The sequence below is a fragment of the Herbaspirillum sp. NPDC087042 genome, assembly GCF_044745245.1.
GTDB lineage: Bacteria > Pseudomonadota > Gammaproteobacteria > Burkholderiales > Burkholderiaceae_D > Herbaspirillum.
Genome location: NZ_JBIUZW010000003.1, coordinates 47,936 through 74,405, shown reverse-complemented (window position 1 = coordinate 74,405; position 26,470 = coordinate 47,936). Strand labels below are relative to the sequence as shown.

At 64.0% G+C, this 26,470-nt stretch carries 29 protein-coding genes; 12 read left to right on the top strand and 17 right to left on the bottom strand.

The window, feature by feature from the left end; all coding sequences use genetic code 11:
• Positions 1-21: 21 nt before the first annotated feature.
• From ACIPHN_RS06085 to ACIPHN_RS06040, 10 genes are all read left to right on the top strand, one after another.
• Positions 22-765, top strand: coding sequence for an ABC transporter permease (locus ACIPHN_RS06085; protein WP_400434196.1), 744 nt, complete (start codon positions 22-24; stop codon positions 763-765).
• Between the two features lie 61 nt (positions 766-826).
• Positions 827-1,600: an ABC transporter ATP-binding protein gene (locus ACIPHN_RS06080; protein ID WP_400434665.1), complete on the top strand. Its 774-nt coding sequence runs from the start codon at positions 827-829 to the stop codon at positions 1,598-1,600.
• On the top strand, positions 1,600-2,520 hold the full coding sequence (locus ACIPHN_RS06075) for an alpha/beta hydrolase (protein ID WP_400434194.1): 921 nt from the start codon (positions 1,600-1,602) through the stop codon (positions 2,518-2,520). Before ACIPHN_RS06080 ends, ACIPHN_RS06075 begins: the two co-directional genes overlap by 1 nt.
• 35 nt (positions 2,521-2,555) lie before the next feature.
• A complete protein-coding gene (locus ACIPHN_RS06070) occupies positions 2,556-3,467 on the top strand; it encodes a dihydrodipicolinate synthase family protein (protein ID WP_400434192.1) in 912 nt (303 codons plus the stop codon).
• Between the two features lies 1 nt (position 3,468).
• Positions 3,469-3,843, top strand: a complete 375-nt coding sequence (locus ACIPHN_RS06065; RefSeq protein ID WP_400434190.1) for a RidA family protein — start codon at positions 3,469-3,471, stop codon at positions 3,841-3,843.
• Entirely contained in the window at positions 3,840-4,439 is a 600-nt protein-coding gene (locus ACIPHN_RS06060) for a malonic semialdehyde reductase (protein ID WP_400434188.1), read from the top strand. Before ACIPHN_RS06065 ends, ACIPHN_RS06060 begins: the two co-directional genes overlap by 4 nt.
• A 294-nt stretch (positions 4,440-4,733) precedes the next feature.
• Positions 4,734-5,969: a kynureninase gene (gene kynU, locus ACIPHN_RS06055; RefSeq protein WP_400434186.1), complete on the top strand. Its 1,236-nt coding sequence runs from the start codon at positions 4,734-4,736 to the stop codon at positions 5,967-5,969.
• 142 nt (positions 5,970-6,111) lie between these two features.
• Positions 6,112-7,146, top strand: coding sequence for a porin (locus ACIPHN_RS06050; protein WP_400434184.1), 1,035 nt, complete (start codon positions 6,112-6,114; stop codon positions 7,144-7,146).
• Between the two features lie 91 nt (positions 7,147-7,237).
• Entirely contained in the window at positions 7,238-8,944 is a 1,707-nt protein-coding gene (locus ACIPHN_RS06045; protein ID WP_400434182.1) for an LVIVD repeat-containing protein, read from the top strand.
• A 228-nt stretch (positions 8,945-9,172) separates the two neighbouring features.
• Entirely contained in the window at positions 9,173-9,505 is a 333-nt protein-coding gene (locus tag ACIPHN_RS06040; RefSeq protein WP_400434180.1) for a c-type cytochrome, read from the top strand.
• A gap of 124 nt (positions 9,506-9,629) precedes the next feature.
• On the opposite strand, the gene ACIPHN_RS06035 is transcribed toward ACIPHN_RS06040, so the two are convergent.
• From ACIPHN_RS06035 to ACIPHN_RS05980, 12 genes are all read right to left on the bottom strand, one after another.
• Positions 9,630-11,027, bottom strand: a complete 1,398-nt coding sequence (locus ACIPHN_RS06035; protein ID WP_400434178.1) for an amino acid permease — start codon at positions 11,025-11,027, stop codon at positions 9,630-9,632.
• A gap of 63 nt (positions 11,028-11,090) precedes the next feature.
• Entirely contained in the window at positions 11,091-12,098 is a 1,008-nt protein-coding gene (locus tag ACIPHN_RS06030; RefSeq protein WP_400434177.1) for an amidohydrolase family protein, read from the bottom strand.
• Between the two features lie 23 nt (positions 12,099-12,121).
• Entirely contained in the window at positions 12,122-12,664 is a 543-nt protein-coding gene (locus tag ACIPHN_RS06025) for a 3-hydroxyanthranilate 3,4-dioxygenase (RefSeq protein ID WP_400434175.1), read from the bottom strand.
• A gap of 63 nt (positions 12,665-12,727) precedes the next feature.
• Positions 12,728-13,159 carry a RidA family protein gene (locus tag ACIPHN_RS06020; RefSeq protein ID WP_400434174.1) on the bottom strand — a complete coding sequence of 144 codons (432 nt, stop codon included), beginning with the start codon at positions 13,157-13,159 and terminating at the stop codon, positions 12,728-12,730.
• Entirely contained in the window at positions 13,156-13,935 is a 780-nt protein-coding gene (locus ACIPHN_RS06015; RefSeq protein WP_400434172.1) for a 2-keto-4-pentenoate hydratase, read from the bottom strand. Before ACIPHN_RS06015 ends, ACIPHN_RS06020 begins: the two co-directional genes overlap by 4 nt.
• Positions 13,932-14,963 (bottom strand): 4-hydroxy-2-oxovalerate aldolase, encoded by a 1,032-nt coding sequence (gene dmpG / locus ACIPHN_RS06010; RefSeq protein WP_400434171.1) that lies wholly within the window; start codon positions 14,961-14,963, stop codon positions 13,932-13,934. Before dmpG ends, ACIPHN_RS06015 begins: the two co-directional genes overlap by 4 nt.
• Before the next feature lie 8 nt (positions 14,964-14,971).
• The gene (locus tag ACIPHN_RS06005) at positions 14,972-15,916 is read right to left on the bottom strand and encodes an acetaldehyde dehydrogenase (acetylating) (protein ID WP_400434169.1); all 945 of its coding nucleotides are present in this window, start codon (positions 15,914-15,916) and stop codon (positions 14,972-14,974) included.
• A gap of 4 nt (positions 15,917-15,920) precedes the next feature.
• On the bottom strand, positions 15,921-16,724 hold the full coding sequence (mhpD, locus tag ACIPHN_RS06000) for a 2-keto-4-pentenoate hydratase (protein WP_400434167.1): 804 nt from the start codon (positions 16,722-16,724) through the stop codon (positions 15,921-15,923).
• Positions 16,725-16,731: 7 nt separating this feature from the next.
• Entirely contained in the window at positions 16,732-17,130 is a 399-nt protein-coding gene (locus tag ACIPHN_RS05995; protein ID WP_400434165.1) for a RidA family protein, read from the bottom strand.
• Positions 17,131-17,141: 11 nt separating this feature from the next.
• Positions 17,142-18,623: a 2-hydroxymuconic semialdehyde dehydrogenase gene (locus tag ACIPHN_RS05990; RefSeq protein WP_400434163.1), complete on the bottom strand. Its 1,482-nt coding sequence runs from the start codon at positions 18,621-18,623 to the stop codon at positions 17,142-17,144.
• A 257-nt stretch (positions 18,624-18,880) separates the two neighbouring features.
• A complete protein-coding gene (locus ACIPHN_RS05985; protein WP_400434161.1) occupies positions 18,881-19,867 on the bottom strand; it encodes a LysR family transcriptional regulator in 987 nt (328 codons plus the stop codon).
• 151 nt (positions 19,868-20,018) lie between these two features.
• On the bottom strand, positions 20,019-20,480 hold the full coding sequence (locus tag ACIPHN_RS05980; RefSeq protein ID WP_400434159.1) for a MarR family winged helix-turn-helix transcriptional regulator: 462 nt from the start codon (positions 20,478-20,480) through the stop codon (positions 20,019-20,021).
• Positions 20,481-20,652: 172 nt separating this feature from the next.
• Here ACIPHN_RS05980 and ACIPHN_RS05975 point away from each other — a divergent pair, with 172 nt between their 5' ends.
• Entirely contained in the window at positions 20,653-21,204 is a 552-nt protein-coding gene (locus tag ACIPHN_RS05975; protein WP_400434157.1) for a VOC family protein, read from the top strand.
• Between the two features lie 69 nt (positions 21,205-21,273).
• Positions 21,274-22,896 carry an FAD-dependent oxidoreductase gene (locus ACIPHN_RS05970; RefSeq protein ID WP_400434155.1) on the top strand — a complete coding sequence of 541 codons (1,623 nt, stop codon included), beginning with the start codon at positions 21,274-21,276 and terminating at the stop codon, positions 22,894-22,896.
• Here ACIPHN_RS05970 and ACIPHN_RS05965 read toward each other — a convergent pair.
• From ACIPHN_RS05965 to ACIPHN_RS05945, 5 genes are all read right to left on the bottom strand, one after another.
• Positions 22,873-23,592 (bottom strand): diguanylate cyclase domain-containing protein, encoded by a 720-nt coding sequence (locus ACIPHN_RS05965; RefSeq protein WP_400434153.1) that lies wholly within the window; start codon positions 23,590-23,592, stop codon positions 22,873-22,875. The genes ACIPHN_RS05970 and ACIPHN_RS05965 overlap by 24 nt on opposite strands.
• Entirely contained in the window at positions 23,576-24,076 is a 501-nt protein-coding gene (locus tag ACIPHN_RS05960; RefSeq protein WP_400434151.1) for a winged helix-turn-helix domain-containing protein, read from the bottom strand. Before ACIPHN_RS05960 ends, ACIPHN_RS05965 begins: the two co-directional genes overlap by 17 nt.
• Positions 24,077-24,641: 565 nt before the next feature.
• On the bottom strand, positions 24,642-24,872 hold the full coding sequence (locus ACIPHN_RS05955; RefSeq protein ID WP_400434149.1) for a hypothetical protein: 231 nt from the start codon (positions 24,870-24,872) through the stop codon (positions 24,642-24,644).
• Between the two features lie 10 nt (positions 24,873-24,882).
• Positions 24,883-25,284, bottom strand: coding sequence for a response regulator (locus ACIPHN_RS05950; protein WP_400434147.1), 402 nt, complete (start codon positions 25,282-25,284; stop codon positions 24,883-24,885).
• A 429-nt stretch (positions 25,285-25,713) separates the two neighbouring features.
• Entirely contained in the window at positions 25,714-25,914 is a 201-nt protein-coding gene (locus ACIPHN_RS05945) for a hypothetical protein (RefSeq protein WP_400434145.1), read from the bottom strand.
• Positions 25,915-26,470 lie beyond the last annotated feature (556 nt).

Below are 26,470 nucleotides of genomic sequence, written 5' to 3'. Positions count from 1 at the left end.
CCGATACAACGGAGGAGACATATGAAACGCTGGCTCGAAACCATCGTTTTCTGGGGCGCGTTCGCGCTGCTCTGGGAATACGGCGTGGCTGCCCTGGGCATCCGACGCTATCTGCTGCCGCCGCTGTCGGCGGTGCTGCAGGCAGGCTGGGCTGAACGGGAAATGGTCGTCGGCGACGCCTGGGTGACCCTGTGCGAAGTCCTCATCGGCTTTGCCGTGGCCGTATTGGGTGGCGTGGTGCTGGGCATGCTGATCCACTTCAGCGCCTTTACCCGACGCACGCTCTATCCCTTCATCACCGCGCTGCAGAGCATGCCCAAGATCGCCCTGGCACCGCTGATGATCGTGTGGTTCGGTTATGGATTCGCCTCCAAGATCGCCGCCACCTTCCTGTTCGCCTTCTTCCCGGTGGTCATCGCGACCCTGGGCGGACTCTCGGGTGTGGCCGCCAATCTCGACGAGCACTTCCGCGCGCTGGGCGCATCCCGCTGGGATACCTTCTGGCGCCTGCATGTGCCGGCCGCCATGCCCAGCTTCATCGACGGCATCAAGATCTCCATGCCACTGGCGGTGATCGGTGCCATCGTCGGTGAATTCATCGGGGCCGAGGAGGGCCTGGGCCACCTGATCACGCTGGCCACCGCCAATGCAAAGAGCGACCTCATGTTTGCGGCGATCCTGGTGATTACGGTGATGGCGACCCTGCTGTACTGGCTGGTCGAAATGGCATCGCGCCTGGTGTGGTGGCGCGGAAAGGCGGTGTAAGGTGAAACAGATCATGACAACAGCCAATCTCAAGGTGGTGGTGGAGGGGGCGGTGGGCAATATGGAAAGCGCCCCGGCACGCGACGTCATCTGCGTGCGCAATGTGCTCAAGCGCTATCCGGGCAAGAACGCCTTCAATGCACTGGAAGACGTCTCGCTGTCCATCCGCGAACGTGAATTCGTCTCCATCCTCGGCCCCAGTGGCTGCGGCAAGAGCACCCTGCTGCGCATCGTGGCCGGACTGGTCGATCGCACCGAGGGCGAGGTGCTGGTCAATGACAAGCCGGTGGCGGGACCATCGCCCGACATCGGCGTGGTGTTCCAGACCAGTAACATGCTCCCCTGGCTGAGCGTGGAAAAGAACATGCTGCTGGGCACGCAGTTGCGCAAGCTGCCCCGCCAGCAGTCGCAGGCCAGGGTGCGCGAACTCACCCGCATGCTGGGCCTGTCCGGCTTCGAACACAGCTATCCGCACCAGCTCTCGGGCGGCATGCGGCAGCGGGCCTCGATCGGGCAGATCCTGGCGCTGGAGCCCTCCATCCTGTTGATGGATGAACCCTTCGGCGCCCTCGATGCCCTCACGCGCGACCTGCTCAACGTCGAATTGCTGCGCATCTGGCAAGAGCGCATGCAGACCGTGATGCTGATCACGCACAGCATCCAGGAGGCGGTCTTCCTGTCGGACCGGGTGTTGGTGATGTCGCCGCGTCCGGGCCGCATCCTGCATGACATCCGCATCGACCTGCCACGCCCGCGCCTACCCGAGAACATCAAGGGCAACCCGCGCTACGGCCAGTACATCGCCGAGATCAGCAAGATCATGGGAGTCTACTGATGGCGCCGCAGGTGTTTCCCGGATTGTCACCGGCGGCGCGCCAGCAGATGCTGGCGCTGGGGCCGGTCTGGCGCGAGGACATCAATGCCCACCGCCAGGCCGTGGTCGATATCTATTCGCCCCTGCATGCGGCCAGGGAGCAGCAGGATGTCATCGTCACGCGCGATATCGCCTATGGCGAACACGAGCGCCAGCGGCTGGATCTCTACCTGCCGCGGGGTGCGAGTGCGGCGCTGCGGCCGGTCGTGATGTTCGTGCATGGCGGCGCCTTCCTGCGTGGCAGCATGAATCCCAACGCGCACATCTACGGCAACGTGCCGTCCTACTTTGCGCGGCATGGCATGGTGGGCATCAATGTCGAATACCGCCTGGCGCCGCAAGCCCCGTATCCGGCCGGATCGCTTGACGTGGCTGCGGCCGTGGCCTGGGTGAGGGCGCATGCGCACGAGTTCGGTGGCGATCCGCAGCGCGTGGTGCTGATCGGCCATTCCGCCGGTGGTGCCCATGTCTGCTCCTACGTGGCCGATCCGGCGTTGCAGGAGATGCGCTGGCAGGGTCACGGCGTGAGCGCGCTGGTATTGATCAGCGCCCGCCTGCGCGCCGACGTGCATGCCGACAATCCCAACGCCGCGGGTGTGCTTGCCTACTGGGGCGAGGATGCCAGCCGCTACGAACAGCGTTCACCGGTGACCCATGCCGAGCATCTCGACATCCCGCTGATGATCGCCGTGGCCGAGCACGAGAATCCCTACCTGGATGTCTATGCCGCCGAGCTGTTCTGGCGCGTAGCGCAGGCGCGGGGAAGGGCGCCGCGACTGGTACAGGTGCCGCACCACAACCACACCTCCATCGTCGCCCACCTGGGTAGCGAGGAGGACATGCTCGGACAGCAGATCCGCGAGTTCATCGGGCCGCCCTGAGCGTCCATCCACTCTGATAGAAAGAAGGAAGCAAGATGAGACCATTGCTCTCAGGCGTCTTTGCGCCTGTCGTCACCCCCTTCAAGGCCGATCTGGGCGTCGATGACGACCTGTTCGTGCAGCATTGCCGCTGGTTGCTCTCGCAGGGCGCCGGCCTGGCGATCTTCGGTACCAACAGCGAAGCCAACTCCCTGTCGCTGGAACAGCGGCGCCAGTTGCTGGATCGCCTCATCGCCGAAGGGCTGGATCCGCAGCGCATGCTGCCCGGCACCGGTTGCTGTGCCATCGACGACACGGTCGCGCTGACCCGTCATGCCGTGGCCGCAGGCTGTGCCGGCGTGCTGATGCTGCCGCCGTTCTACTACAAGGGCATCTCCGACGAGGGCCTGTATCGCTACTATGCCGAGGTGATCGCCCGGGTCGACTCGCCGCGCCTGAAGCTCTACCTGTATCACATCCCGGCCTTCACCGGCCTGCCCATCTCGCTGGGCCTGATCGAGCGCCTGCGGCGCGATTTTCCCGAGACCGTGGTGGGCATCAAGGACAGCTCCGGCGACTGGGACAACCTCGCCGCCATGCTGGCAGCCTTCCCCGACATGGCAGTGTTCCCGGCCTCGGAGTCGCTGCTCTCGCGGGCGCTGCCGCTGGGCGCGGCCGGTTGCATCTCGGCCACGGCCAATGTCAATCCGGCCGGCATCAGGCGTCTGTATGCGCAGTGGGACCAGCCCGACGCGGCCCTGTTGCAGCAGCAGGCCGACGCAGTGCGACAGACCTTCCAGTCCTTCCCGATGATTGCCGCACTCAAGTTCGCCACCGCCTGCTACAGCGGCAATCCTGGCTGGGCCACGGTGCGTCCGCCCCTCGTGGCGCTGGGCGCGCAGCAGCAGGGCGAATTGCAGGCCGCGCTCAAGCGCATCGATTTTTCCATGCCGGACGTGGGGCGCTGAGATGATGCCGATCCAGCCACTGGGCCAATACCCCAACCTGCGGCGCGGCGGCGATTACCTGTTCGTCTCCGGCATGAGTGCGCGCCAGGCCGATGGCAGCGTGCCCGGCGATGCGCGCGAGCAGACCCGCGTCGTCATCGACAAGATCCGCGCGGCGCTGGCCAGTGCCGGCGCCTCGCTGCAGGACTGCGTGGCCATCACCAGCTACCTGGTCGACATGCGCGACTTCGCCGCCTACAACGAGGTCTACAACGCCAGCTTCGCGGCACCCGGCCCAGCCCGGACCACGGTGGCCGTACACCAGCTGCCGCATCCCGACATGCGGGTGGAGTTGACGGCCACGGCCTATTACCCCAGTCCTGAAAGCAAGCCATGAACGACCCGACCAGCCTGTCCGACGCGGCCCTCGACCAGCTGTTCCTGCAGGCACGCAGCCACAATGGCTGGTTGCCGCGGCCGGTCAGCCAGGCGCAGTTGCAGCAACTGTATGCGCTGATGAAGATGGCGCCCACCAGCGCCAACTGTGCGCCGGCCCGCATCCTCTTCCTGTGCAGTGATGAAGCCAGGCAGAAGCTGCGACCGGCACTCAGTCCCGGCAATGTCGACAAGACCATGAGCGCACCGGTGGTGGCCGTGATCGGCTACGACACGCACTTTTATGAACTGCTGCCGCAACTGTTCCCGCACAACCCGGGCATGCGCGACCTGTTCGCGGGCAATGCCACCCTGGCCGATGCCACGGCGGTGCGCAACAGCAGTCTGCAAGCGGCCTACCTGATGCTGGCTGCACGCAGCATCGGCTTGGATGTGGGGCCGATGTCGGGCTTCGATGCACAACAGGTCAATGCCAGCTTCTTCCCGGACGGGCGTTGTCGCGTCAACCTGCTGTGCAATATCGGCTATGGCGATACACGCATGCTGTTCCCGCGCAGTCCACGTCTGGCATTCGAGCAGGCCTGCAGCGTGCTGTGAGCGCGGTGGCCTATCAACCGGGGCCTATCAACCGGGACCTATCAACCGGGACCTATCAACCGGGACCTATCAACCGGCGGACTATAAATTAAGGGAATAGCTGGGTTGGAATTATTCATTTTCGCTTATTTCCACGTCGCTCCATACTGAACTGCGCATCCTTGCCGCCTGCTTGCACAAGCGCTCACCAGAGAACGAAGCGCAACACGCGGCACCCATGAAACGCGAAGCAGACATGCCGCACATCGACCGGCAGTGTTATTGGAATCAGCAATTCGGCAATCAGGAAAACACATGACTACGAGACAGGACTGCATCACCCTCGACCAACAGGATCCCTTGGCAGCATGCCGCGACAAGTTCGCGCTGCCTGCCGGCGAGATCTACCTGGATGGCAATTCGCTGGGCGCCATGCCCCGGCACGTCGTGGCGCGCATGCAGGAAGTAATGGAAAAGGAGTGGGGCCAGGGCCTGATCCGCTCCTGGAACGATGCGGGCTGGATCGAGCTGCCCCGGCGCGTGGCCGCCAAGGTGGCGCGCCTGATCGGCGTGGCGCCCGCCGAGCTGATGGTGGGCGACTCCACCTCGGTCAATCTCTACAAAGCCCTGGTGGCTGCGGTGCGACTGCGTCCCGGTCGCCGCGTGATCCTCAGCGAACGCGGCAACTTCCCCACCGATCTCTACATCGCCCAGAGCGTGGCCGAGATGTTCAACATGGAGATCCGCTACGTCGACTCCACCCCCGAGGCCGTGCTGGCCGGTCTGGATGACAGCGTGGCCGTGGTCATGCTCACCCACGTCAACTATCGCAGCGGTCGCATCTACCCGATGCGCGAGATCACGGCGCGCGCCCACGAGGTCGGCGCACTGGCGCTGTGGGATCTGGCGCACAGTGCCGGCGCGGTGGAGGTGGCCCTGAACGAGGCCGACGCCGACATGGCCGTGGGCTGTGGCTATAAGTACCTCAATGGCGGCCCTGGTGCGCCGGCTTTCGTCTTTGTCGCCACGCGCCACCACGAACAGATGCGCCAGCCGCTGTCGGGATGGCACGGCCACGCCCGACCATTCGAATTCACCCTGGCCTATGAGGCCGCACGCGGTATCGAAAGCATGCAATGCGGCACGCCGCCGCTGCTGTCCATGCTGGCGCTGGAGTCGGCGCTGCAGGTCTTCGATGGCATCGACATGGCCGTCCTGCGGGCCAAGAGCGTAGCGCTGACCGAACTGTTCATCAGCCTGGTCGATGAAAAGCTGGCCGACTACGGATTCGGGCTGGCCTCGCCGCGCGAGTCGCGGGTACGTGGCAGCCAGGTCTCGCTGACGCATGAACAGGGCTATGCCATCGTCCAGGCCCTCATCGCGCGCGGCATCATCGGCGACTTCCGCATGCCCGACATCCTGCGCTTCGGCTTCACGCCCTTGTATGTGGGCTATACGGATGTCTACGACACGGTCCAGGCCATCGTCGAGATCATGCAAAGCGGCGAATGGAACCAGGAGAAGTTCATCACCCGCAAAGCGGTGACCTGAAAAGCGCAGGTACATGCGCCTACGCCGCCATGGGCGGCGTTACCCAGCTTGTCCCCAATGGCCTCGCAGAAGGCGATGGGCATCAACGCTCTCGAGATAGCAATAGATCGTCACGGGTAGAAAACCAAAATAGGGAGGAGTTGTGAGGAAACTTGAAGGTGCAGTTGCATCCGCGCTCGTGCTGGCCTGTGCCTGCACATCGGCGCTGGCCGCGGACGGAGTCACGATCTCGGGCTTTGTCGATATCAACCTGGAGCGTCTGTCCACGCCCAAGCAGACCGTGAACCGTGTCTCCAGCGGTGGCCTCAATGCCTCGCGCCTGGTCTTCAGTGGTTCGGAAGACCTCGGCGGTGGCAGCAAGGCGTTCTTTACCCACGAGATGCAGTTCAGCGCCGATACCGGTGCCGGACCGACGCCGCGCCAGTCCTTCGTGGGCCTGGCCGGTGACTGGGGCGCCATTTCCATGGGGCGCCAGAATACTCCGTCCTACTGGATCGCCGGCTATGCCGACCCCAGCTGGTCAGCCGACTACAGCCTGGTGAGCAACATGCAGTTCTTCTATGCTCCCTACCGCGAAAACAATTCGCTGGCCTACAACACCCCACGGGTGGCCGGCTTCATGGGCCGCTTCATGGTCACCGCCGGGCAGGAGGATGGCAGCACCAATGGTCGCTATGTCAGCACTGCAGTGGAGTACCGGCAGGGCGCGCTGTTTGCCGGTGCGGTCAGCGACCTGAAGTACAACAAGAACGTGTTCGGCTCCGACATCCGCACCTCGCGCGACAACTACTTTGCCCTGACCTACCGTCTCGGCTCGGTGGAGCCAACCTTCATCTATCACACCTACAACGGTTACTACGCCTATCCCCCCTATGTCGGTTTTCAGACCAGCGGCTGGGATGCGCAGGTGGGCGCGCGCTGGCAGATCACCGACCGGCATCGCCTCTTCGGCAGCTTCGTGCTGAAGAAGGATGACAACAACGTCGCCATCTCGGACGCCAAGGGCGCGCTGATCGGCTATGGCTACAACCTGTCCAAGCGCACCGACCTGTACGCCAACTGGGGGCGCATCTGGATGAAGAACAACACCACGGTCGCCTATCCGATGACATTCAACAGCAGCGGTTCGCCGGCGCCCAACAGCGGTATCCAGCTGGGCATCCGCCACGCCTTCTGAGCGGGCGGCACTGGCAGGCGGGCCGGCGCAATGCAGTCCAGGGCGCCGGCCCGGCAAGTTTCAAGGAGGTCATACTATGAAAGCAGGAGTCATGAAAACAAGTCTGTTCCAACTCACTACCGTGGCCGCCCTGGTGGCCGCTGCCCTGGCCTTGCCGGCGCAGGCGCAGCAGCCGCGCAGCGGCGTGAACCTCAACGCGCCCGATGCACCGGCCGCCGCGCCCCAGCATCCCTTGCTGCCGGGTGAGCCGCCGTACCCGGCACCGGGCAGCTGGGGCTATGACAAGGCCACCGGCAAGTTCAAGAGCCCCGACATGGCGCCCGACGCCTATGGCGCGCACCCGGTCGAGGGCAGCCTGCCCTACCTTGACCTGAACCAGTACGAAAAGAACGTCAAGGTCGAGAACTTCACCCCCTACGTCGCCGGTGCCGGTCACAGCTGGCAGGCCTCGTTCGACTGGAACGGCCGCCGCTACCTGTACGACTACGAAACCTGGATGTACAACCTGTTCGACATCACCGACCCGCATGACATCAAGGTGGTGCAACAGAAGACGTTCAACACCCGCGCCGGCGAACACCAGTTCGGGCCCTTCAACGTCAAGTACAACAAGAAGCTCAACAAGATGATCGCGGTGCAGTGCTACGAGATCACCCGCTATGGCCTGCTCTCCAACAAGTACACCAAGCCGGACGAGGTCAAGAAGGTGCGCGAGCGCCAGATGCTGCGCGGTTTCCGCATCTTCGAAGTGACCAGCCCGATGTGGACCGACTGGAAGCTGCTCTCGGAGACCTCGCTGGACCCGTATCACTCCGCACAGCAACAGCCGCAGGAAGGTTCCGGCTGCCAGGACGTGCCGGTCTACAACGGCGACCAGTACCTGTTCGTGGCCGGCGCTCCGGACAACAGCTTCGCCAACCAGGAATACAAGAACTACCTCTATACCGGTGGCCAGCTGGCCTTCGATGTGTCCGATCCGAGCAATCCCAAGCGCCTGTCGATGTGGTGGGCGCCCGGATCGCGCCTGGGTGAGGAAGAGGAATACAAGAAGAATCCGCGGGCCGGCAACAAGACCTCCTGGATGGGTTCGCGCATGCCGCTGTTCATTCCCAAGCCGGTCGAGCAGGGTGGCAAGTACGGCTATGCGGCCATGGGTGGATTCGGGTTCTATGTCATCGATATCTCGGACCCGAAGAACATGAAGCAGGTGGCGCACCTGGACATGCCCGTGAGCGTGACCGGTACCGAAGGCGACAACATCGATGTCTCCAAGGTGGAAGCCACCGGCATGATCTACTACAGCGGCTATCCGATGACCGAGGATTGCTACGAACCGCTCAAGGCGATCTACACCATCGACGTGCGCGATCCGACCCATCCCAAGATCGTCAACACGCTGCCCACCCCGGTGCCGCCCAAGGAAGCCCCGTTCACCGATTTCTGCCAGCGTCGTGGCAGCTTCGGTCCCAAGCGCAGCGGTTACGCCCAGATCCAGCCTGGCACGCCCAGCCCGCGCTACATGCCGTACTCGTACTACAACGCCGGCATGCAGATGTTTGACGTGAAGGATCCGCTGAACCCGACGATTGCCGCCTACTTCGTGCCCAAGATGATCGATCCGTCGCGTCATACCAAGGACGAGCAGACCCAATCGATCCGCGCCTTGCCCAACCCGGTCCACAGCATCTTCGTGGAATGGGATCGCAATCTGGTCTGGGTCTTCTCCAACCATGGCATCTACACCCTGTCGGTGCCGCTGCTGGGCAAGCCGGTGTTTGGCATGCCTGAGAAAAAATAAGCGCGCCCGGCGCGCAAGAATGGGGCGCGGCGGTCCTCCAGGCAGGAGCGTCCACCGCGCCGCATACAGTCCGGATTCCATGAGGAGTCCGGCGATTCGGGAAGTTGTCCTTCTCTTGAGCTTGTGCCATCCAGCCACCGCTGGATGGCATTTTTTTTGGTCCGGGCGCGCTGGCCGAGGCCGGTCCCGTCGGCAAGCCAGGCCCATCTCCAACCTACAGGAACCATCATGAAACCGTATTTCCTCTTCCCCTGCGCACTGATTACGGCCGCCTTGTACGCAGCGCCCATGGTCGCGCAAGCCGCCTCGGCCGCCGAGCAGAGCTGCCGTGCCTGCCACAAGATCGACAGCAAGCTGGTCGGCCCGGCCTTCATGGACGTGGCGGCCCGCTATGCCAAGGACAGCGATGCCATCGGCCATCTCAAGCGCAGCATGCTCCAGGGCAGCAGCGGAAAATGGGGAAGCATGGCCATGCCGCCCAACACCGGCCTGACCGACGCCGAGGCAGAACGCTTTGCGCACTGGATCATGAGCCTGAACAAGCCGGCCGCGAAGCCGTGAGCGCAGAGCCCCCGGCGCAAGTTCTGAAGGGCGGCGGGGCAGGTGCGGGGTAGTGACGCCAAAAGCAGAAAAGCCGTGAATCGCTTCACGGCTTTTCTGTTTGCAGCAAGAGGGAGAGAGGTCGTCAGCGCGGGGCTGGCTTGCGATACCAGAGATGGTAGATCACGCTCAGCACCACCACGAAGGGAATCCCGGTCACCAGCGTGGCCCTGAACTCATCGGTGAAGTAGGTAGTGATCATGGTGGCGATCATCAGCGCGGCGCCCAGCAAGGTCAGCACCGGGAAGCCACGCATGCGGAAGGCCAGGGGCGCGCCGCCGGTCGCGTTCCAGCAGCGGCGGAAACAGTAGTGCGTCACGAAGATCATCAGCCAGGTGAACATGGCGCCGAACATGGAGACCGACATCATCAGCGAGAACGAGGCCTTGGGATAGAGCACGCTCAGCGCCATGGCCACGGCAATGCCGATGCAGGACAGCGCCAGCGCACGCACCGGAACACCGCGCCGGCTCAGCTTGCCCAGCGCCGGCGAGGCATAGCCGGCGCGCGAGAGGCTGAACATCATGCGGGTGGTGATATAGAGCTGGCTGTTCATGGCCGACAGCGCTGCCACCAGCACCACGAAGTTGATGATGGCCGGCGCCCCCGCAATGTGGATGGCTTCCATCACCAGTACGAAGGGGCTCTTGTCGGTACCGGCTGCCGTCCACGGCAGGATCGCCAGCATCAGCGCCAGGGTCAGCAGGTAGAACACCACCAGGCGCAGCATGGCGGCCCGGAAGGCCTGGGTGATGGCCTTTTCGGGTTCCTTGGCTTCACCGGCGGCCACCGCGATCATCTCGATGCTGAGGTAGCTGAAGATGGACACGATCACGGCGACCCAGCAGCCCCAGTATCCCTTGGGGAAGAAGCCGCCATGCTCGACATAGTTGCGCAGGCCGATCTGGCTGTCGGCCGGCGCGCCATAGACGATGTAGGCGCCCAGCAGGATGAAGCCGACGATGGCGACGATCTTGATCATCGAGAAGCCATATTCGATCACGCCGAAGACATTGACGCTGAGGGCATTGACACCGATGAGCGCCGCCGAGAACAGCACGATCCACACCCATGCCGGCGACTGCGGGAACCAGTACTGCATGTACAGCGCCACCGCCGTGACCTCGGTGCCGACGGCCAGCACGATCGAGGCCCAGTAGGCATAGCGCACCATGAAGCCGGCCCAGGGCGTGACGTAGTAGCCGGCATAGGCGCCAAAGGAGCCGGAGGTGGGATGGGCCACCGTCATCTCGGCCAGGCAGCCCATGAGCAGCAGCGCGATCACCGCACCGATGGCATAGCTGATGAGTACGCTGGGGCCGGCAAAGCCGATGGCGAAGCCGCTGCCCATGAAGAGGCCGGTGCCGATGGCGCCACCGATGGCGATCATGGACATCTGGCTGCCGCTGAGGCGGCGCTGCAGGCCTTGCTCCTGGGCGACGATGTCCTGGAAGGGGTTGGCCGGATTGGCATTGTCGTGCATGTGTAGTCTCCGTGATGAGCGTCGGCGCGGGCAGGGCCGACGCTCTTGTTATCGTTGATGGTGTCAGAGGCCGAAGAAGGTGCGCGCGTTGCCGCCCAGCAGGCGCGCATGGGTGCGCGCGCTGAAGCGGGCATCGCGCACCAGCTGGCCGATCTTCTGCTCGCCCAGCGGGTAGGGATAGTCGGAGCCCAGCATGACCCGCTCTTCGCCCATCACATCGACCAGCAACTCCAGCGCGCGCCGGTCGAAGACGGCCGAGTCGACCGAGAAGCGGTCGACGTAGGAGGAGGGCAGTTGCGGGCAATCCTCGCGGATGATGTCGCGTTCGCGCCAGGCGTTGTCGACCCGGCCGAGCAGGAAGGCGAAGCTGCCGCCGCCATGGGCAAAGCAGATCTTCAGCGAGCGCGGCAGGCGTTCGAATGCGCCCGAGAGGATCAGCGACAGGATGCCCAGCTGGGTCTCGGCCGGCATGGCCACCAGCCAGGGCAGCATCCATTTCTTCATGCGCTGTTCGCCCCCCATCATGTCCCAGGGATGTACCAGCAAGGGGATACCCTCGTGGGCGCAATGGGTCAGGAAGGCCAGCAGGTTGCTGTCATCCAGGTCCTTGTCACCCAGGTGGTTGCCGATCTGCACGCCGATGTGGCCGATCTGCATGGCGCGCGAAGCTTCCCGGCAGGCGGCGTCGAGGTCTTGCAGCGGTACCTGGGCCAGGGCCTTGAGCCGTTGCGGATCGTGCGCGCACAGTTCGATGGCGTAGTCATTCATGCGTTGCGCCCAGGGCAGGGCGCGCTGGGTCGGGTAGCGATAGCCGAACATCACCGGCGTGGCGCACATGATCTGCAGGTCCACGCCATTGGCATCCATTTCCTCGATGCGGCGGGCCGGATCCCACAGCGCCGAGTACACCGGACGGAAGGCCTTGTCGCCGGTCATGATCATGCCCTGGCCGTTGCCATCGTCGCGCAACCATGGGGCCAGCGCCGGGTCGAGGGCGGCGGCTTCGGCCTGCGTGATCGGGGGGAAGAAGTGCGAGTGGATATCCACCACTTGCGGTGCGGTATTTCTCAAGGCGTAGCCCTTTGTGTAAAAGATTATTCGGAGGCCGGCGGCGGGGCAGTGCGGCCCGGATGGACCTGGCCGCACTGCGGGCACTGGCGCAGGCTGGCGTCACCGTAGAAGCGCTCGAACAGCGGCGGCAGGTCTGCCACGATGCTCTTGAGCTGGACGTCCACGCGGTACACCAGGTGATGGCACTGCAGGCAGTACCACTCGAAGCCATCCATGACGCCGGCCGGTCGCTGGCGCTCGATGACCAGGCAGCGGCTGTCGGGCTCGGGGCGCTGCGGCGAGTGCCGCACATGGGGCGGCAGCAGAAAGATGTCCCCCTCCTTGAGATCGACCCGCTCCACCTTGCCGCGATCCATCACGTTCAGGAAGGCATTTCCCTTGAACTGGTAAAAGAATTCTTCCAGGGGATCGTCGTGATAGTCGGTACGGTGGTTGGGACCGCCGACCACGGTGACGATGAAGTCGGCGTCCTGCCAGACCTGTTGATTGCCCACCGGCGGCTTGAGCCGGTCGGCATGATCCTCCAGCCATTGCTTGAAATTCAATGGCATGCCATAGCTGAACATGGTGTCTCCTGTTCTTGTCGTTGTTGTTGCTGCTGTTATTGGTGTTGCCGCTGCCAGTGCCGCCTATTGCGGTTTCCAGGCAATTGCCTTGATCTCGATGAGCAGGTGCGGATGAGGCAACTGATGCACCGCCACAGTCGTGCGCGTGGGACCATCGACATCGAAATAGTCACCGTACACTTCGTTATACCCGGCGAAGTCGTTCATGTTAACGAGGAAGCTGGAAATCTCGACGACATCGCCCAGATCGGCACCGACGCTGGCGAGGATGTCACGGATGTTCTCGATGACTGCGCGGGTCTGCGCGCGGATGTCGAGGTCGGTGGCCCCCATCGCATCGGCGCTGGCGCCGGCGATGCTGTTGTCGGGCCGGCGCGAGCTGGTGCCCGAGACGAACAGGAAATCCCCGGCCCGCTTGAGATGGGGGAACTTGCCACGCGGCTGGGCCTTGCCCGCGACCAGTGCTGCGCCGTTATTGCCTTGTCTGGAATTCATGCTGCGGCTCCGGTGGTGAATTCAACGCGGCCAAGGCCGCCGATATCGGTACTGACATGCAGGCCGGGGCGCAGGGCCTCGGCGGCGGTGGCGGCACCGGCCATGATCAGCGAGCCGGCCGGCAGCACCAGGCCGGCGCCGGCCAGCAGGTAGGAGGCCTGCACCACGCTGCGCAGCGGATTGCCGAGGATGGCGCCAGTGCTGCCCAGCTGCACGGCGTGGCCATCGATGCGCATGGTCACGCCGCGATTGGCCAGGCTGGCGAAGTCATCGGTGAAGCTGCCCACCACCAGACCGGCCGAGGAGCAGTTGTCGGCGACCACGTCTTCCAGCGTGAATTTGAAGTTGCGATAACGCGAATCGATGATTTCCATGGCCGGCGCGGCGGCCTCCAGATAGCTGCCGGCTTCCAGCAGGCTCAGGGGGCGTTCGATCGGGCGTCGTGTCAGGTAGCAGATCTCCGGCTCCACGCGCGGATGGATGAAGCCGGACAGATCGACGCTGGCGCCTTCCTCGTAGAGCATGCTATCGGTCAGCCAGCCCCAGATCAGGCTGTCCACGCCCATCTGTATCATCTTGGCGCGGCTGGTGAAGCCCAGCTTGATGCCGATGGAGCGTTCGCCACGGGCATGACGGCGGGCCATCGACGCACGCTGGATCAGGTAGGCCTGCTCCAGCGAAAAGCCGTGCCGGGGCGTGAGCGGATCGATCTCGCACCGCTGGCGGGCGGCATCGTCCAGGCTTGCCGCCAGTTGGTCCAGGCTGACGGCGCTCATGCTGCCACCTGCTTGCGCCGGGCGACCAGGTCCAGGGCCACATCGACGATCATGTCTTCCTGCCCGCCCACCATGCGGCGGCGACCCAGTTCCACCAGGATGTCCACGGTGGCGATGCCATAGCGTCGCGCTGCGGCTTCGGCATGGCGCAGGAAGCTCGAATACACGCCCGCATAGCCCAGCGCCAGGGTCTCGCGGTCGACGCGGACCGGACGATCCTGCAGCGGACGCACCAGGTCATCGGCGGCGTCCATCAGCTTGAACAGCTCGGTGCCATGGCGATATCCCAGCCTGTCGATGGCGGCGATGAAGACTTCCAGCGGCGCATTGCCCGCGCCTGCACCCATGCCGGCCAGGGAGGCATCGACGCGGTCGCAGCCGTGCTCGACGGCGACGATGGAGTTGGCCACGCCCAGCGCCAGGTTGTGGTGGGCATGCATGCCGGTCTCGGTCTGCGGGTCCAGCACATCCTTGAAGGCCTTGAAGCGGTCGGCCACATCGCGCATCGACAGGGCGCCGCCGGAGTCCACCACGTAGATGCACTGGGCGCCATAGGATTGCATCAGCAGCGCCTGCTGGGCCAGCGCGGTGGGCGTGGTCATGTGCGACATCATCAGGAAACCCACCGTGTCCATGCCCAGCTTGCGGGCGTGTTCGATGTGCTGGCGCGAGATGTCGGCCTCGGTGCAGTGGGTCGCCACGCGCACCGTGCGCGCGCCGGCGGCATAGGCGGCATCGAGGTCATGTACGGTGCCGATGCCGGGGATGAGCAGGGTGGCGACCCGTGCGTGCTGCAAGACGCCGGCGACCGCCTCGATCCATTCCAGATCGGTATGGGCGCCGAAGCCGTAGTTGAAGCTGGAGCCGCACAGGCCATCGCCGTGCGCCACTTCGATGCTGTCGACCTGCGCTGCATCCAGGGCGCGGGCGATCGCCACGGCCTGTTCCACGGTATAGCGGTGGCCGATGGCATGCATGCCATCGCGCAGGGTGACGTCGGAGATATGGATTTTCTTGTCGGGTTGCATGCGTATCCTCAAGTGAAGCGGCGCGCGGCGATGCTGTCGGCGGCGGCCAGGGCGGCGGAGGTCATGATGTCGAGATTGCCGGCATAGGCCGGCAGGTAATGGGCGGCGCCCTCGACTTCCAGGAACACCGAGACCTTCAGGCCGGCCTTGAGCCCCAGGCCCGGGATGTTGAGCGGGCGTTGCGCCGGGATGCGCTCGAACTGCACGGCCTGCTTGAGGCGGTAGCCGGGCACGTAGCTGGCCACGGCGGCCACCATCTGTTCTACCGAGGCGCGGATCTGCTCCTCGTCGGCGCTCTCGTCGGCCAGGCAGAAGACGGTATCGCGCATCATCAGCGGCGGTTCGGCCGGGTTCATGACGATGATGGCCTTGCCGCGTGCGGCACCGCCCACGCTGACGATGGCACGCGAGGTGGTCTCGGTGAATTCGTCGATGTTGGCACGCGTGCCCGGGCCGGCCGACTTGCTGGCAATGGACGCCACGATCTCGGCGTAGTGCACCGGGGCCACGCGCGAGACCGCCCGCACGATGGGAATGGTGGCCTGGCCACCGCAGGTGACCATGTTGATATTGGGGCTGTCCAGGTGCTCGGCCAGGTTGACCACGGGAATGACATAGGGGCCGATGGCCGCCGGAGTCAGGTCGATGACCTGTATGCCATGCTGCTGCAGGAGGCGGTTGTGTTCGGCATGGGCGCCGGCCGAGGTGGCATCGAAGGCGATGCGGATCTGGTCGAAGCCGGGCAGGCGGGTCAAGCCGGCCACGCCTTCGTGGGTGGTGGTCACGCCCATGCGGGCGGCGCGTGCCAGACCATCGGATGCCGGGTCGATGCCCACCATGGCGCCCATGGCCAGATGTCGGGAGTTGCGCAGTACCTTGATCATCAGGTCGGTGCCGATATTACCGGAGCCGATGATGGCCACCTGCACGCGCGTGTTGTGGGTGTCACTCATGCTGCTATGCCTCGCTTGGATGGGATGGGGAGAGGAAGCTGGCGCTGACGCGGCCCAGGCCGTCGATCTTCGCCTCGAATACGTCGCCGGCCTGCACCGGCACCATCGGCCCTAGCGCGCCGGTCATGATGATGTCGCCCGGTTGCAGCGGCATGCCGACCCGGACCATGACGTCGGCCAGCCAGACCGCGGCATGCAGCGGGTTGCCCAGGCAGGCTGCCCCGGTGCCGCTGGAGACCTGCTCGCCACGGCGCTCCATGAGCATGCCGCAGCCGATCAGGTCGACATCGGCCAGGCGCACCGGACGCGAACCCAGCACGAACAGGCCGCTGGAGGCGTTGTCGGCAATCGTGTCGGCCAGCCGGATATCCCAGCCGGCGATGCGGCTGCCGACGATTTCCAGCGCCGGCAGGGCGTAGGCGGTGGCGCCGATGATGTCGGCCACGGTGTGTTTCTCGTGCGTCAATGCGCGCTCGATCACCAGGGCGATCTCGGCTTCGATCTTGGGCTGGAGGAGGCGGGAGCTGTCGATGGGTTCGCCATCGGCGATGCACATGTCGGCAAAGAGCATGCCGAAATCGGGCTGGTCCACGCCCAGTTGCTGTTGCACGGCGCGCGAGGTCAGGCCGATCTTGCGGCCGGCCAGGCGACGTCCCTGGGCCAGCCAGCGCTGCGTGTTGCGCTGCTGGACGGCATAGGCGGCCTCGATGTCGCCGGCGCCGATCAGCTCACGCACGGGTGCGCAGGGGCTGGCGTTGGCATGCGCCTGCCACAGGCGTTCGGCGGCTTGTTCAATGGCGTTGGTCATGATGGGTTCAGGATTGGACAAAGGAAAATTCGATTTCCACCGTCGCGCCCAGTGGCAGGGCGCTCACGCCCACGGTGGTACGGGCCGGCGGCGTCACGTCTTCGCCGAACACCTCTTCCCAGGCGGCGTTGATGTCGGCGAAGGCATCGAAACGGGTGGTGAAGATGCGCGCGATCAGCAGGTCATCGAGCGTGACGTCGTAGTCGGGCAGGGCCCGCAGCAGGTTGGCCAGGATCAGGGCGGTCTCGGCGCCGGGGCCACCGCTGGCCAGCTGGCCGGTGGTGGCATCGAGCGCCACCATGCCCGACACCTGCACTACCGGGCCGATCTGGACACAGGGGCTGTAGCGAAAGCGCGGTGCCGGGATGGCCTCGGAGCGGATGCAGATACGATGGTTGCGGGGCATGTCGGGACTCCTTAGAGCTTGATGCAGATAGTGGTGATTTCCGAATAGAAATCGAGCGAATGCCGACCGCCTTCGCGCCCCAGCCCGGATTGCTTGACGCCGCCGAAGGGCGTGCGCAGGTCGCGCAGGTACCAGGTGTTGACCCAGACCAGGCCGGCCTCGATCTGTGGCGCCACGCGATGGGCGCGCTTGAGGTCGGAGGTCCACAGGGCGCAGGCCAGGCCGTACTGGCTGTCGTTGACGCGGCGCACGACTTCCTCTTCGCTGTCGAAGGGGGCGATATGGCAGACCGGTCCGAAGATTTCCTCGGTGACGCAGCGGGCGTTGTCGGGCAGGCCGGTCCAGATGGTGGGCTCGACCCAGGCGCCGCCATCACGCTCGTCGCCGAACTGCGGCACGCCACCGCCGGTCACGACCGTGGCGCCTTCCTCGCGGGCCAGGCGATAGTAGGAGAGCACCTTGTCGCGGTGGCCATGCGAGATCAGCGGACCCATGTCGACCTTGTCCTCGGCCGGATAGCCGATCTTCAGGGCGGCGGTCTTCTCTTTCATGGCCGCCACGAAGCGCTCGAAGAGGGGACGCTCGACATAGACCCGTTCCGAGCACAGGCAGACCTGGCCGGAATTGGTGAAGGAAGAGCGCACCACGCCCGCCACGGCGGCGTCGAAGTCGGCATCGGCAAACACCACGGCGGCATTCTTGCCGCCCAGCTCGAAGGAGACCTCCTTCATGCCATCGGCCACGGCCTTCATGATGGTGCTGCCGGTGCGGGATTCGCCGGTGAAGGTGACCGCGTCGATGCCGGGATGGCGTGTCAGGAACTCGCCCGCCGAGCCGCCGCCCAGGCCGTGCACCAGGTTGAAGACGCCATCGGGCAGGCCGGCATCGCGGATGACTTCGGCCAGCAGCGTCGCCGAGGAAGGCGATTCTTCCGAGGGCTTGGCCACCACCGTATTGCCGCAGGCCAGCGCCGGTGCGATCTTCCAGGTCAACAGCAGCAGCGGCAGGTTCCAGGGCGAGATGATCGCGACCACGCCCAACGGCTTGCGCACGGTGTAGTTCAGCGCGCCCAGTCCATCGGCGCTTTCGCTCTGGAACAGCTCGGTGTTGGCGCACTTGACCAGGTCGGCAAAGGTGCGGAAATTGGCGATGCCGCGTGCCACATCCAGCGTGCGTGCCTGGTGTACCGGTCGCCCGGTGTCGGCCACTTCGGCGGCGACGAATTCATCGAAGCGCGCCTGGATGCCATCGGCGATGCGGTGCAGGGCGGCGGCGCGTTCGGACACCGTGGCACGGCCCCAGGGGCCTTGCAGCGCGGCTTGCGCGGCCTTGACGGCGGCATCGACGGTGCTGGCGTCGGCATGGGCGACATCGGCGATGCATTCGCCATTGACCGGCGAGATGTTGGGGAAGCGGTGCTCACCGGCCACGAATTGGCCGTTGATGAAATGGCGCAGCAGGGGGCGCGCCGGTGCAGGGCGGATGGAACTCACGTACAGGTCTCCCGTTAGAAATCATGGTGGACCGGCAGGTGAGGAGGGCGTCGTTGCGTGTGCAACGCTGGTGAATCAGGCCCTGGTGCTACATGCTTCGTCGCTTTCGCTACGACCCTGCCGGGTCACTGCTTGAAGCGAGTATAGGGAGAAGCCAGAAGGCCACATAATGAAAAAGCGGGACTCCGGTATTCCATAAATTGATGGCCCGGAAAGCCGCCATGGAGGCGGATTTCCGGCTCGGTGAGGGGTGTTTCTCAGAAGCTGGAGGCGGTCTCCTGCAGGCATTTGATCATGGCCTGTGCCGCAGGGGTCGGCGCACGATCGCTGCGGATGGAATAGCCGATGTCGCCGAAGTCGCCCAGCTCTCCCAGCGCCAGGATGGACAACAGGTTCAGGCTGGCGAAATGCTCGGCGGCGGCGCGCGGCATGAGCGAGATCGAGGGCGAATCATGCATCAGCCCGAGATTGGTCAACAGCGACAGTGACTCGACCACATTGGTGGGCAGCTCCAGCCCGGCATCGCGAAACAGCTGCTCGGCGCGCAGGCGGGCCGGCGACACCTGCAGGGGGAAGATCCATGGCCAGTCCAGCAACTGGTCCAGGCGGACGTCGCTGGCACCGGCCAGCGGATGCTTGCCGCCGACCACGGCGCACAAGGCCTCGCGATACAGCCGGGTGTGCTCGACGGCAGCCATGCGCCCTAGCGGCAGGTCGCGTTCGGGCAGCCGGCCCACCACGATGTCGAGCTCGCCCGTGGCCAGTGCCGGGAAGAGCTGGTCGGTCGGCCCGTCGCGCACGGTCACCAGCACCCCGGGGCGTTGCTGCTTCAGGCGGGTGATGGCCATGGGCAGCAGGCGGGCGGAGGCGGCGATGACCGTGCCGATGATCACATGGCCGCTGTCGCCGGTGCGAAAGGCGTTGATCTCGTCGGTCAGGTAGCGCAGTTCGGCGATGACGGTCTTGACCCGCTGCCCCAGCAATTGTCCGTAGCAGGTGGGCGAGACGCCGCGATTGGTCCGCTCGAACAGGGCCACCTCAAGGTCGGCTTCCAGCTCCTGGATGGCCTTGGTCACGGCCGGCTGGGTCATGTTCAGCTCGCGCGCGGCGCGGGCAATCGAGGAAGAACTCAGGACGCGCTCGAAGATGAGCAGGGGCTTGAGCTTGAGGCGGCGCAGCATGACGTCATTGAGCGTGATGCTGGCGTGACCACCGACTGCGTCGGCGGCGCTTGGATCGGACATGCGGGTCTCCCTGCCGGCAGCGTCATGCGCGCACCGGTCTGTTCTGTGCAGCCCAGCCTGGGGCGTGGGTCAATGCCGCGCAGTGTACTGCACAAGTGCCGCAGGTGCCATGGGTGGGCGGGGGGGAGGAGGAGGGGAGGAGAGGATGGCGCTAGGCCTGGGGCGGGGCGCCGGTGGCTGCATTCTCATCCTGCGAGGCCCGCTGGCGGATCTTCTCCATGGCCGTCACCAGCACTTCCCGTTCCGCCTTGCTGAGGGCCGCCAGCAGATAGGCCTCGCGCTCTTCCACCATCGGCACGATCTTCTTGTAGAGCCTACGCAACTGCGCCGTGGGCTTGACGATGCGCGCGCGGGCGTCGTCGGCGCTGGGTTCGCGCAGGATCAGGCCGGCTTCTTCCAGCTTGGCCAGTGCCCGGCTGACCTGCATCTTGTCCAGGGAGGTATGCGGTACCAGATCGGTGGCCTTCATCTGGCCTTCCTCGGCCAGGGCCGCCAGGATGCGCCATTCGTCGCGGCTCAGCCCGAAGCGGTCGGCATAGACGGTCGCCACCGAGCGGCTGACCGCCTCGGCCAGTTGCGCCAGCTGGTAGGGGAAGAATGCTTGAAGTTTCATGCCTGCATGGTAACAGACGTTACCAAGCCACAGCGCCCCGTTCGGGTTTGATCCAGATCAAGACGGCGTCACGCGGCCATCCGCTGAGGCCGGGCCTGCATTGACCATTGCGTCGGCTTCTCCATATAGTAACAACCGTTACTAATTGGATGAAATCACCGAGGAGACCCGCATGAAGATCGAACGTATCCACCACGTCGCCTACCGCTGCAAGGACGCCAAGCAGACCGTCGAGTGGTACCAGAAATACCTGAACATGGATTTCATCCTGGCCATCGCCGAAGACCAGGTTCCCTCCACCAAGGCGCCCGATCCCTACATGCATGTGTTCCTCGATGCGGGCCAGGGCAATGTGCTGGCCTTCTTCGAGATCCCCAATTCGCCGCCCATGGGGCGCGATACCAATACCCCGGACTGGGTGCAGCACCTGGCCTTCAAGGTCGACAGCGAACAGAGCCTCAACGAGGTCAAGGAGCGCATGCAGGCCGATGGCATCGAGGTGATCGGCATCACCGACCACACCATCTTCAAGTCCATCTATTTCTTCGACCCCAGCGGCCATCGCGTGGAGCTGGCCGCCGATTGCGCCAGCGACAGGCAGATGCAGCGCCTGGACCAGGTCAAGTGGGACATGCTGGAAGAATGGTCCCGTACCCGCCGCGCGCCCAAGCATGCAGCCTGGATGCATGAGCAGGAATTCGCGGCACCGGGCCAGGGTCACTGAACCCTGTGCTGACACTGCCAGCACGATCATAAGAAAACCCATCGGCCCCACGGGCCACAAGGAGACAAGATGCAGAGTACCTATACCTATCCCCAATTCGACTACCGGCAATCCGCAGCCCAGCGTGAGGGACGCACCGAGCGCCATCCGGTGGTGGTCATCGGCGCCGGCCCCATCGGCCTGACTGCTGCTCTCGAGTGCGCCGCCCGCGGCTTGCCCGTGGTGGTGCTGGACGACAACAATACCGTGAGCATCGGTTCGCGCGCGGTCTGCTACGCCAAGCGCCCGCTGGAAATCTGGGACCGCCTGGGCGTGGCCGCTCGCATGGTGGACAAGGGCGTGAGCTGGCAGGTGGGCAAGGTGTTCTTCGAGGACCGCCAGGTCTACAGTTTCGACCTGTTGCCCGAGCCGGGGCACAAGATGCCGGCCATGATCAACCTGCAGCAATACTATCTTGAGCAATACATGGTCGATGCCTGCGACAGGGAGGATCTCATCGACCTGCGCTGGAAGCACAAGCTGCTCAGCATCCGCCAGGAAGAGAGCCACGCCGTGCTGACGGTCGAAACTCCCGATGGTGTCTTCCTCATGGAGGCTGACTGGGTCATCGCCTGCGATGGCGCCAACAGCGATACGCGCAAGATGCTGGGGGCGGAGTTTACCGGGCAGTTCTTCCAGGATCGCTTCCTGATCGCCGATGTGATCATGAAGGCCGACTTCCCCACCGAGCGCTGGTTCTGGTTCGATCCGCCTTTCCATCGCGGCCAGAGCGTGCTCTTGCACAAGCAGTGCGACAACGTCTGGCGCATCGATTTCCAGCTGGGCTGGGATGCCAATCCCGACGAGGAGAAGCAGCCCGAGCGGGTGATTCCGCGCATCCAGGCCATGCTGGGGCCGGACGTGGAGTTCGAGCTGGAGTGGGTCTCGGTCTACCAGTTTGCCTGCCGCCGCATCGACAACATGCGCTACCAGCGCGTGCTGTTTGCCGGCGACGCGGCGCACCAGGTCTCGCCCTTCGGTGCGCGTGGCGCCAATACCGGCGTGCAGGATATCGACAACCTGGTCTGGAAGCTCAAGCTGGTCATCGATGGCCATGCGCCGGTCAGTTTCATCGACAGCTATCACGAGGAGCGCGCCTTCGCCGCTGACGACAATCTGCGCCAGTCGACCCGTTCGACCGACTTCATCACGCCCAAGAGCCATGCCAGCCGTGTCTTGCGCGATGCCGTGCTGGTGCTGGCCGAGACCGAGCCGTTCGCACGCACCCTGGTCAACAGCGGGCGCCTGTCCACGCCGACGCCTTACCTGGAGTCGTCGCTCAATACCCCGGATGCCGGTGATTTCGCTGGCCTGATGGCACCCGGCACTCCTTGCGCCGATGCCCCCATTGTCAGCCAAGGCCGGGAGGGCTGGCTGCTCAAGCAGTTGGGTGAGGGTTTTACGGTGCTGGTCTTTGGCGATGCACCCACATCAGCCGTCGCGGTGCCGGGCATCGCGGTGCAGGTCAAGACTGTCGGCGCGCCTGGCTCGGGCGCCGATCTCATCGATCGCGATGGCCTGGTGGCGGCGCGCTATGGCGCCCAGGCCGGTACCACCTACCTGATCCGGCCCGACCAGCATGTCGCAGCGCGCTGGAAACGCTTCGATGCCGATCAGATCCAGGCGGCCCTAGCGCGTTGTCTCTGCCATTGAGGTCAATGGCCGCGCCGTCGCCGTCTCCGGATGGGGCGGTGCGGCACCCCGGAGGAGGTCGGGGCGGCGCTGGCGCTTGAGGTGGTACATGCCCTCATCGGCCCTGGCCAGCAGCTCGGCCATGGACAGGCCCTCTTCAGGAAAGCGCGCATGACCCAGGCTGGCACTTACCTGCAGCCGGGCTGCCCCGATCTGGAAGGGTTGCGCCAGGGCGTGCGTGATTTTCTCGCGCAGCGCGCTGACATCGTTGTTGGCCGCAATCTCGGTCAGCACCACGAACTCGTCACCACCGATGCGGGCCACCGTATCGGATTGGCGCAGGCTGCCCAGCAGACGCCGGCCGAGCTGGACCAGCAGCAGGTCGCCAGCGGCATGTCCATGCTCGTCGTTGACCCGCTTGAAATCATCCAGGTCGATGAACAGCAGCGCGAAGCGGCCATGGTCGCGATGGGCCTTGGCGATGGCCTGTTCGATCCGGTCCTCCAGCAGCACGCGGTTGGGCAGACCGGTCAGGCTGTCGTGCAATGCCTGGCGGCGCAGGGCCTCGGTGCTTGCGCGGACCTGCTCCAGCTGCCGGTCCAGTTGCCGGCAGCGCGACCTGGCACGGGCCAGCAGGGTCAGCAATAGTCCCGGGGCCGCGATGCCCAGCAGCAGGCTGCCCATCGTCGCCATCTCGTGGTTATCCATCCCAAACATAAAAGACCGTGCCTTCCTTCATTCCTACGCAGAGGAAGCCTCTTCCGTAGATGTTCCTGATTTCAAATCTCGCATGGGTGAGCCGGTTGAGCTTCTTCCTGATGCGATAGATGATGGTGTCGATGCGATGCGGGTCGAACAGCTCGGCCGTGATGTTCAGGGCGCGTAGAAGATGTTCGGCACTGACCGGGAAATACGGGCTCAGGAACAGCGTCGTCAGCACCGCGCACTCCTTGTCGCTCAGGGCAATGCGCTCATTGCTGGGGCTGATCAGCGTACCGTTGCGACGGTACAGCGCCCAGGCCTCGATGGTATTGGCCGCGGGAGCATGCAGGATGTGCAGTCGTCGCAAGAAGGAACACACCGTCGCCAGCACGACCGAATCCTTGATCGGTTTGTGGAGGAAGTAGTCGGCTCCATCGTGCAGGACCATCTCATGCGCCACACTGCCCGTATTCTCGGCAATGACCACGATGCCCAGCATGGGGAATTTCTGGCGCAGATCTGCGATCAGTGGCCGGAAATTACCCAGTTGCCGATCTTCCTCAAGGATGAGGACAGTCGGCTTTTTTTTTGAATCTCGGCGCCCAGCAGCGCCATCGTCGGAATCGACCTGACTGGCAGGCCGCTTGCATGAAGCGCCTTGTAGACACTGCCGGATCCCCCGTAAGGATGCTCTACGATTAAGACTCCCACGTCGGCTCACATCCCCAAAATGAAACACCTGCAGCCACGCCATTAGCGGCTAGATATGATTGTTGGTTACGTTATACCTGCTTTTGGCGTAAGCGGGATTCACAGAAAATCTCACATTAGTTTCAATGTTGGTAACTATTTTGAGAGCCATCAAAGCAATGCGCCGATGACATCCATTGGCGGACCAGTCAGTGGCAAAGAGGGCGGAGAGACGCGGGGGAATGGTGGGACGGGGAGAGCGGCGCAGCGGAGAATCGCCTGGCAAGGCAAGGGGGAGGCCGGAGAACACCTGCCCGTATAGCCGGATCAGGGAGCGGTGATGCTCCCCACGAACCCGGCCTGCATGGACAAGATCAGTAGATATCCAGCCCGAAGTACTGGGCCACGTCGCCTTCTGTCCAGTCCTTGATGACGTCGCGTTCCAGCAGGACGCGGTACTCCGAGCGCACCAGGCCGGCGGCCTGCTGGATCATGCGACTCTCCAGCGTATAGACGGTCTGGTGGATGCGTGTCGTCATGGAGGCCTGCTTGATGACAGCCCCGACGTCGGGCTCTTGCTGCTTGTCGTTGGAAGGGATATCCATGGTGTCGGGTTTATTGCATGTTGGCACGCCGGGACAGGATCTTCTCGATCTTTTCCTTGAGCGTAGCGGCATTGAAGGGTTTGACGATGTAGCCATCCGCACCTTCCTGGGCGGCCATGACGATGTTTTCCTTCTTGGCTTCGGCCGTGATCATCAGCACCGGCAGATGCGACAGGGCGGGGTTGCCGCGGATCTTCTTGAGCAGGGTCAGCCCATCCATGACAGGCATGTTCCAATCGGTCAAGACGAAGGTGATGCCGGAGGCGCCCGATTCCAGGATCTTCAGGGCGGTGGAACCATCGTCGGCTTCCACCATCTTGGTGTACTCAAGTTCCTTGAGCAAGCCGCTGACGATGCGGCGCATCGTCGAGAAATCGTCCACTACCAGGAAATGCTGTTCTTTCGCTGCCATGTTTTACCTTGCGTTAATGCCCTGTCCCCCTGGGACAGCAATTGATGGGGTCGCTGCCATGCACTTTAATCGGGCAAGATGACCCGTTCTTGACACGTGCTGGCTGAAAAGATTCAAAAAAAACAAAGCGACCTGGAAAGTCGCAGGTCGCGTGGGAGGTTCCGCCATGGGCGGGCGGACCAGATCCGGGTTCCCCCGTGATGGCCCGACATTCCCTCAATTATGCAGCATTCGGGAAATCGGCGCAGAGGGCGGGCCAGATGAAAAGAATGATGTGGATGAGCTCACGTATTTCAGGACAAGCTGCCAGCCTGCCATGAATTATTGAGTGAATTGTTTATATGGTTTTGGCCAGGACGGAGAAGTACGCCCGGCACCCATCCGGTAGGGCGGTGATGGCCGCGGCAAGGATGCCGCGGCCGGACTGGCTCAGTTGCCGCCCTTGGCGGCGATGTCGATGGCGCGCACGATGGCCACGGCCTTTTCGATCACTTCGGCCTGGCTGGTGACCTTCATGCTTTTCTTGAGGTGGTGGATTTCCTCGCGGGTCTTCTTGCTGACCGGCACATTGATGAAACCATCGGGTTCGGTGATGAAACGGGGCGGGACGACGACGACGGGTTCTGGCATTTGTTTGGCGCGCCTTGGCATGGGGATCTCCCTAATGATTGGTCTGGTGGTCAAATGGATTCTCGGGGAATGCGGCAATATAACTTTTATCTGAAAAAGTTTAGAGTTTATTTTTTCGATTTTACGTATTTTCTCGTCGATCTCTTACATCATGGGAAAGAGATTTTTCGTTTTGGCGTGATCGCAACGTCGGATTTCCTGACACTTTGGGCAGCGCCGCATCGCTGGACGCCGCAGGCGTAGGGCCTTGGTACCTGTCCCAACGGGAATGCTTCGCAATAATCTAATTTTCCTGCCGGCCTGCCAGGCCGCCTGTGTCCGCCGTATTCCTCGGCGGACAAAGGCTTGCGGCATGATGACGCAAAGCAAAAAAACTAAGTCCATGAGCGCTTGCCGTCCATGCCTGACAATCGCTCACGACCACCCCCCGAGACCCGGCTTGCTGCTGGCGTTGCCGCCCTCGTGCGCCATTGCGGTGAGTGTTGCTGGCATGCTCCTTGCACTGCCTTGCGGGGGCATGGGCGTGCTGTGCAGCGATTCAGATGCATTTGTCGCA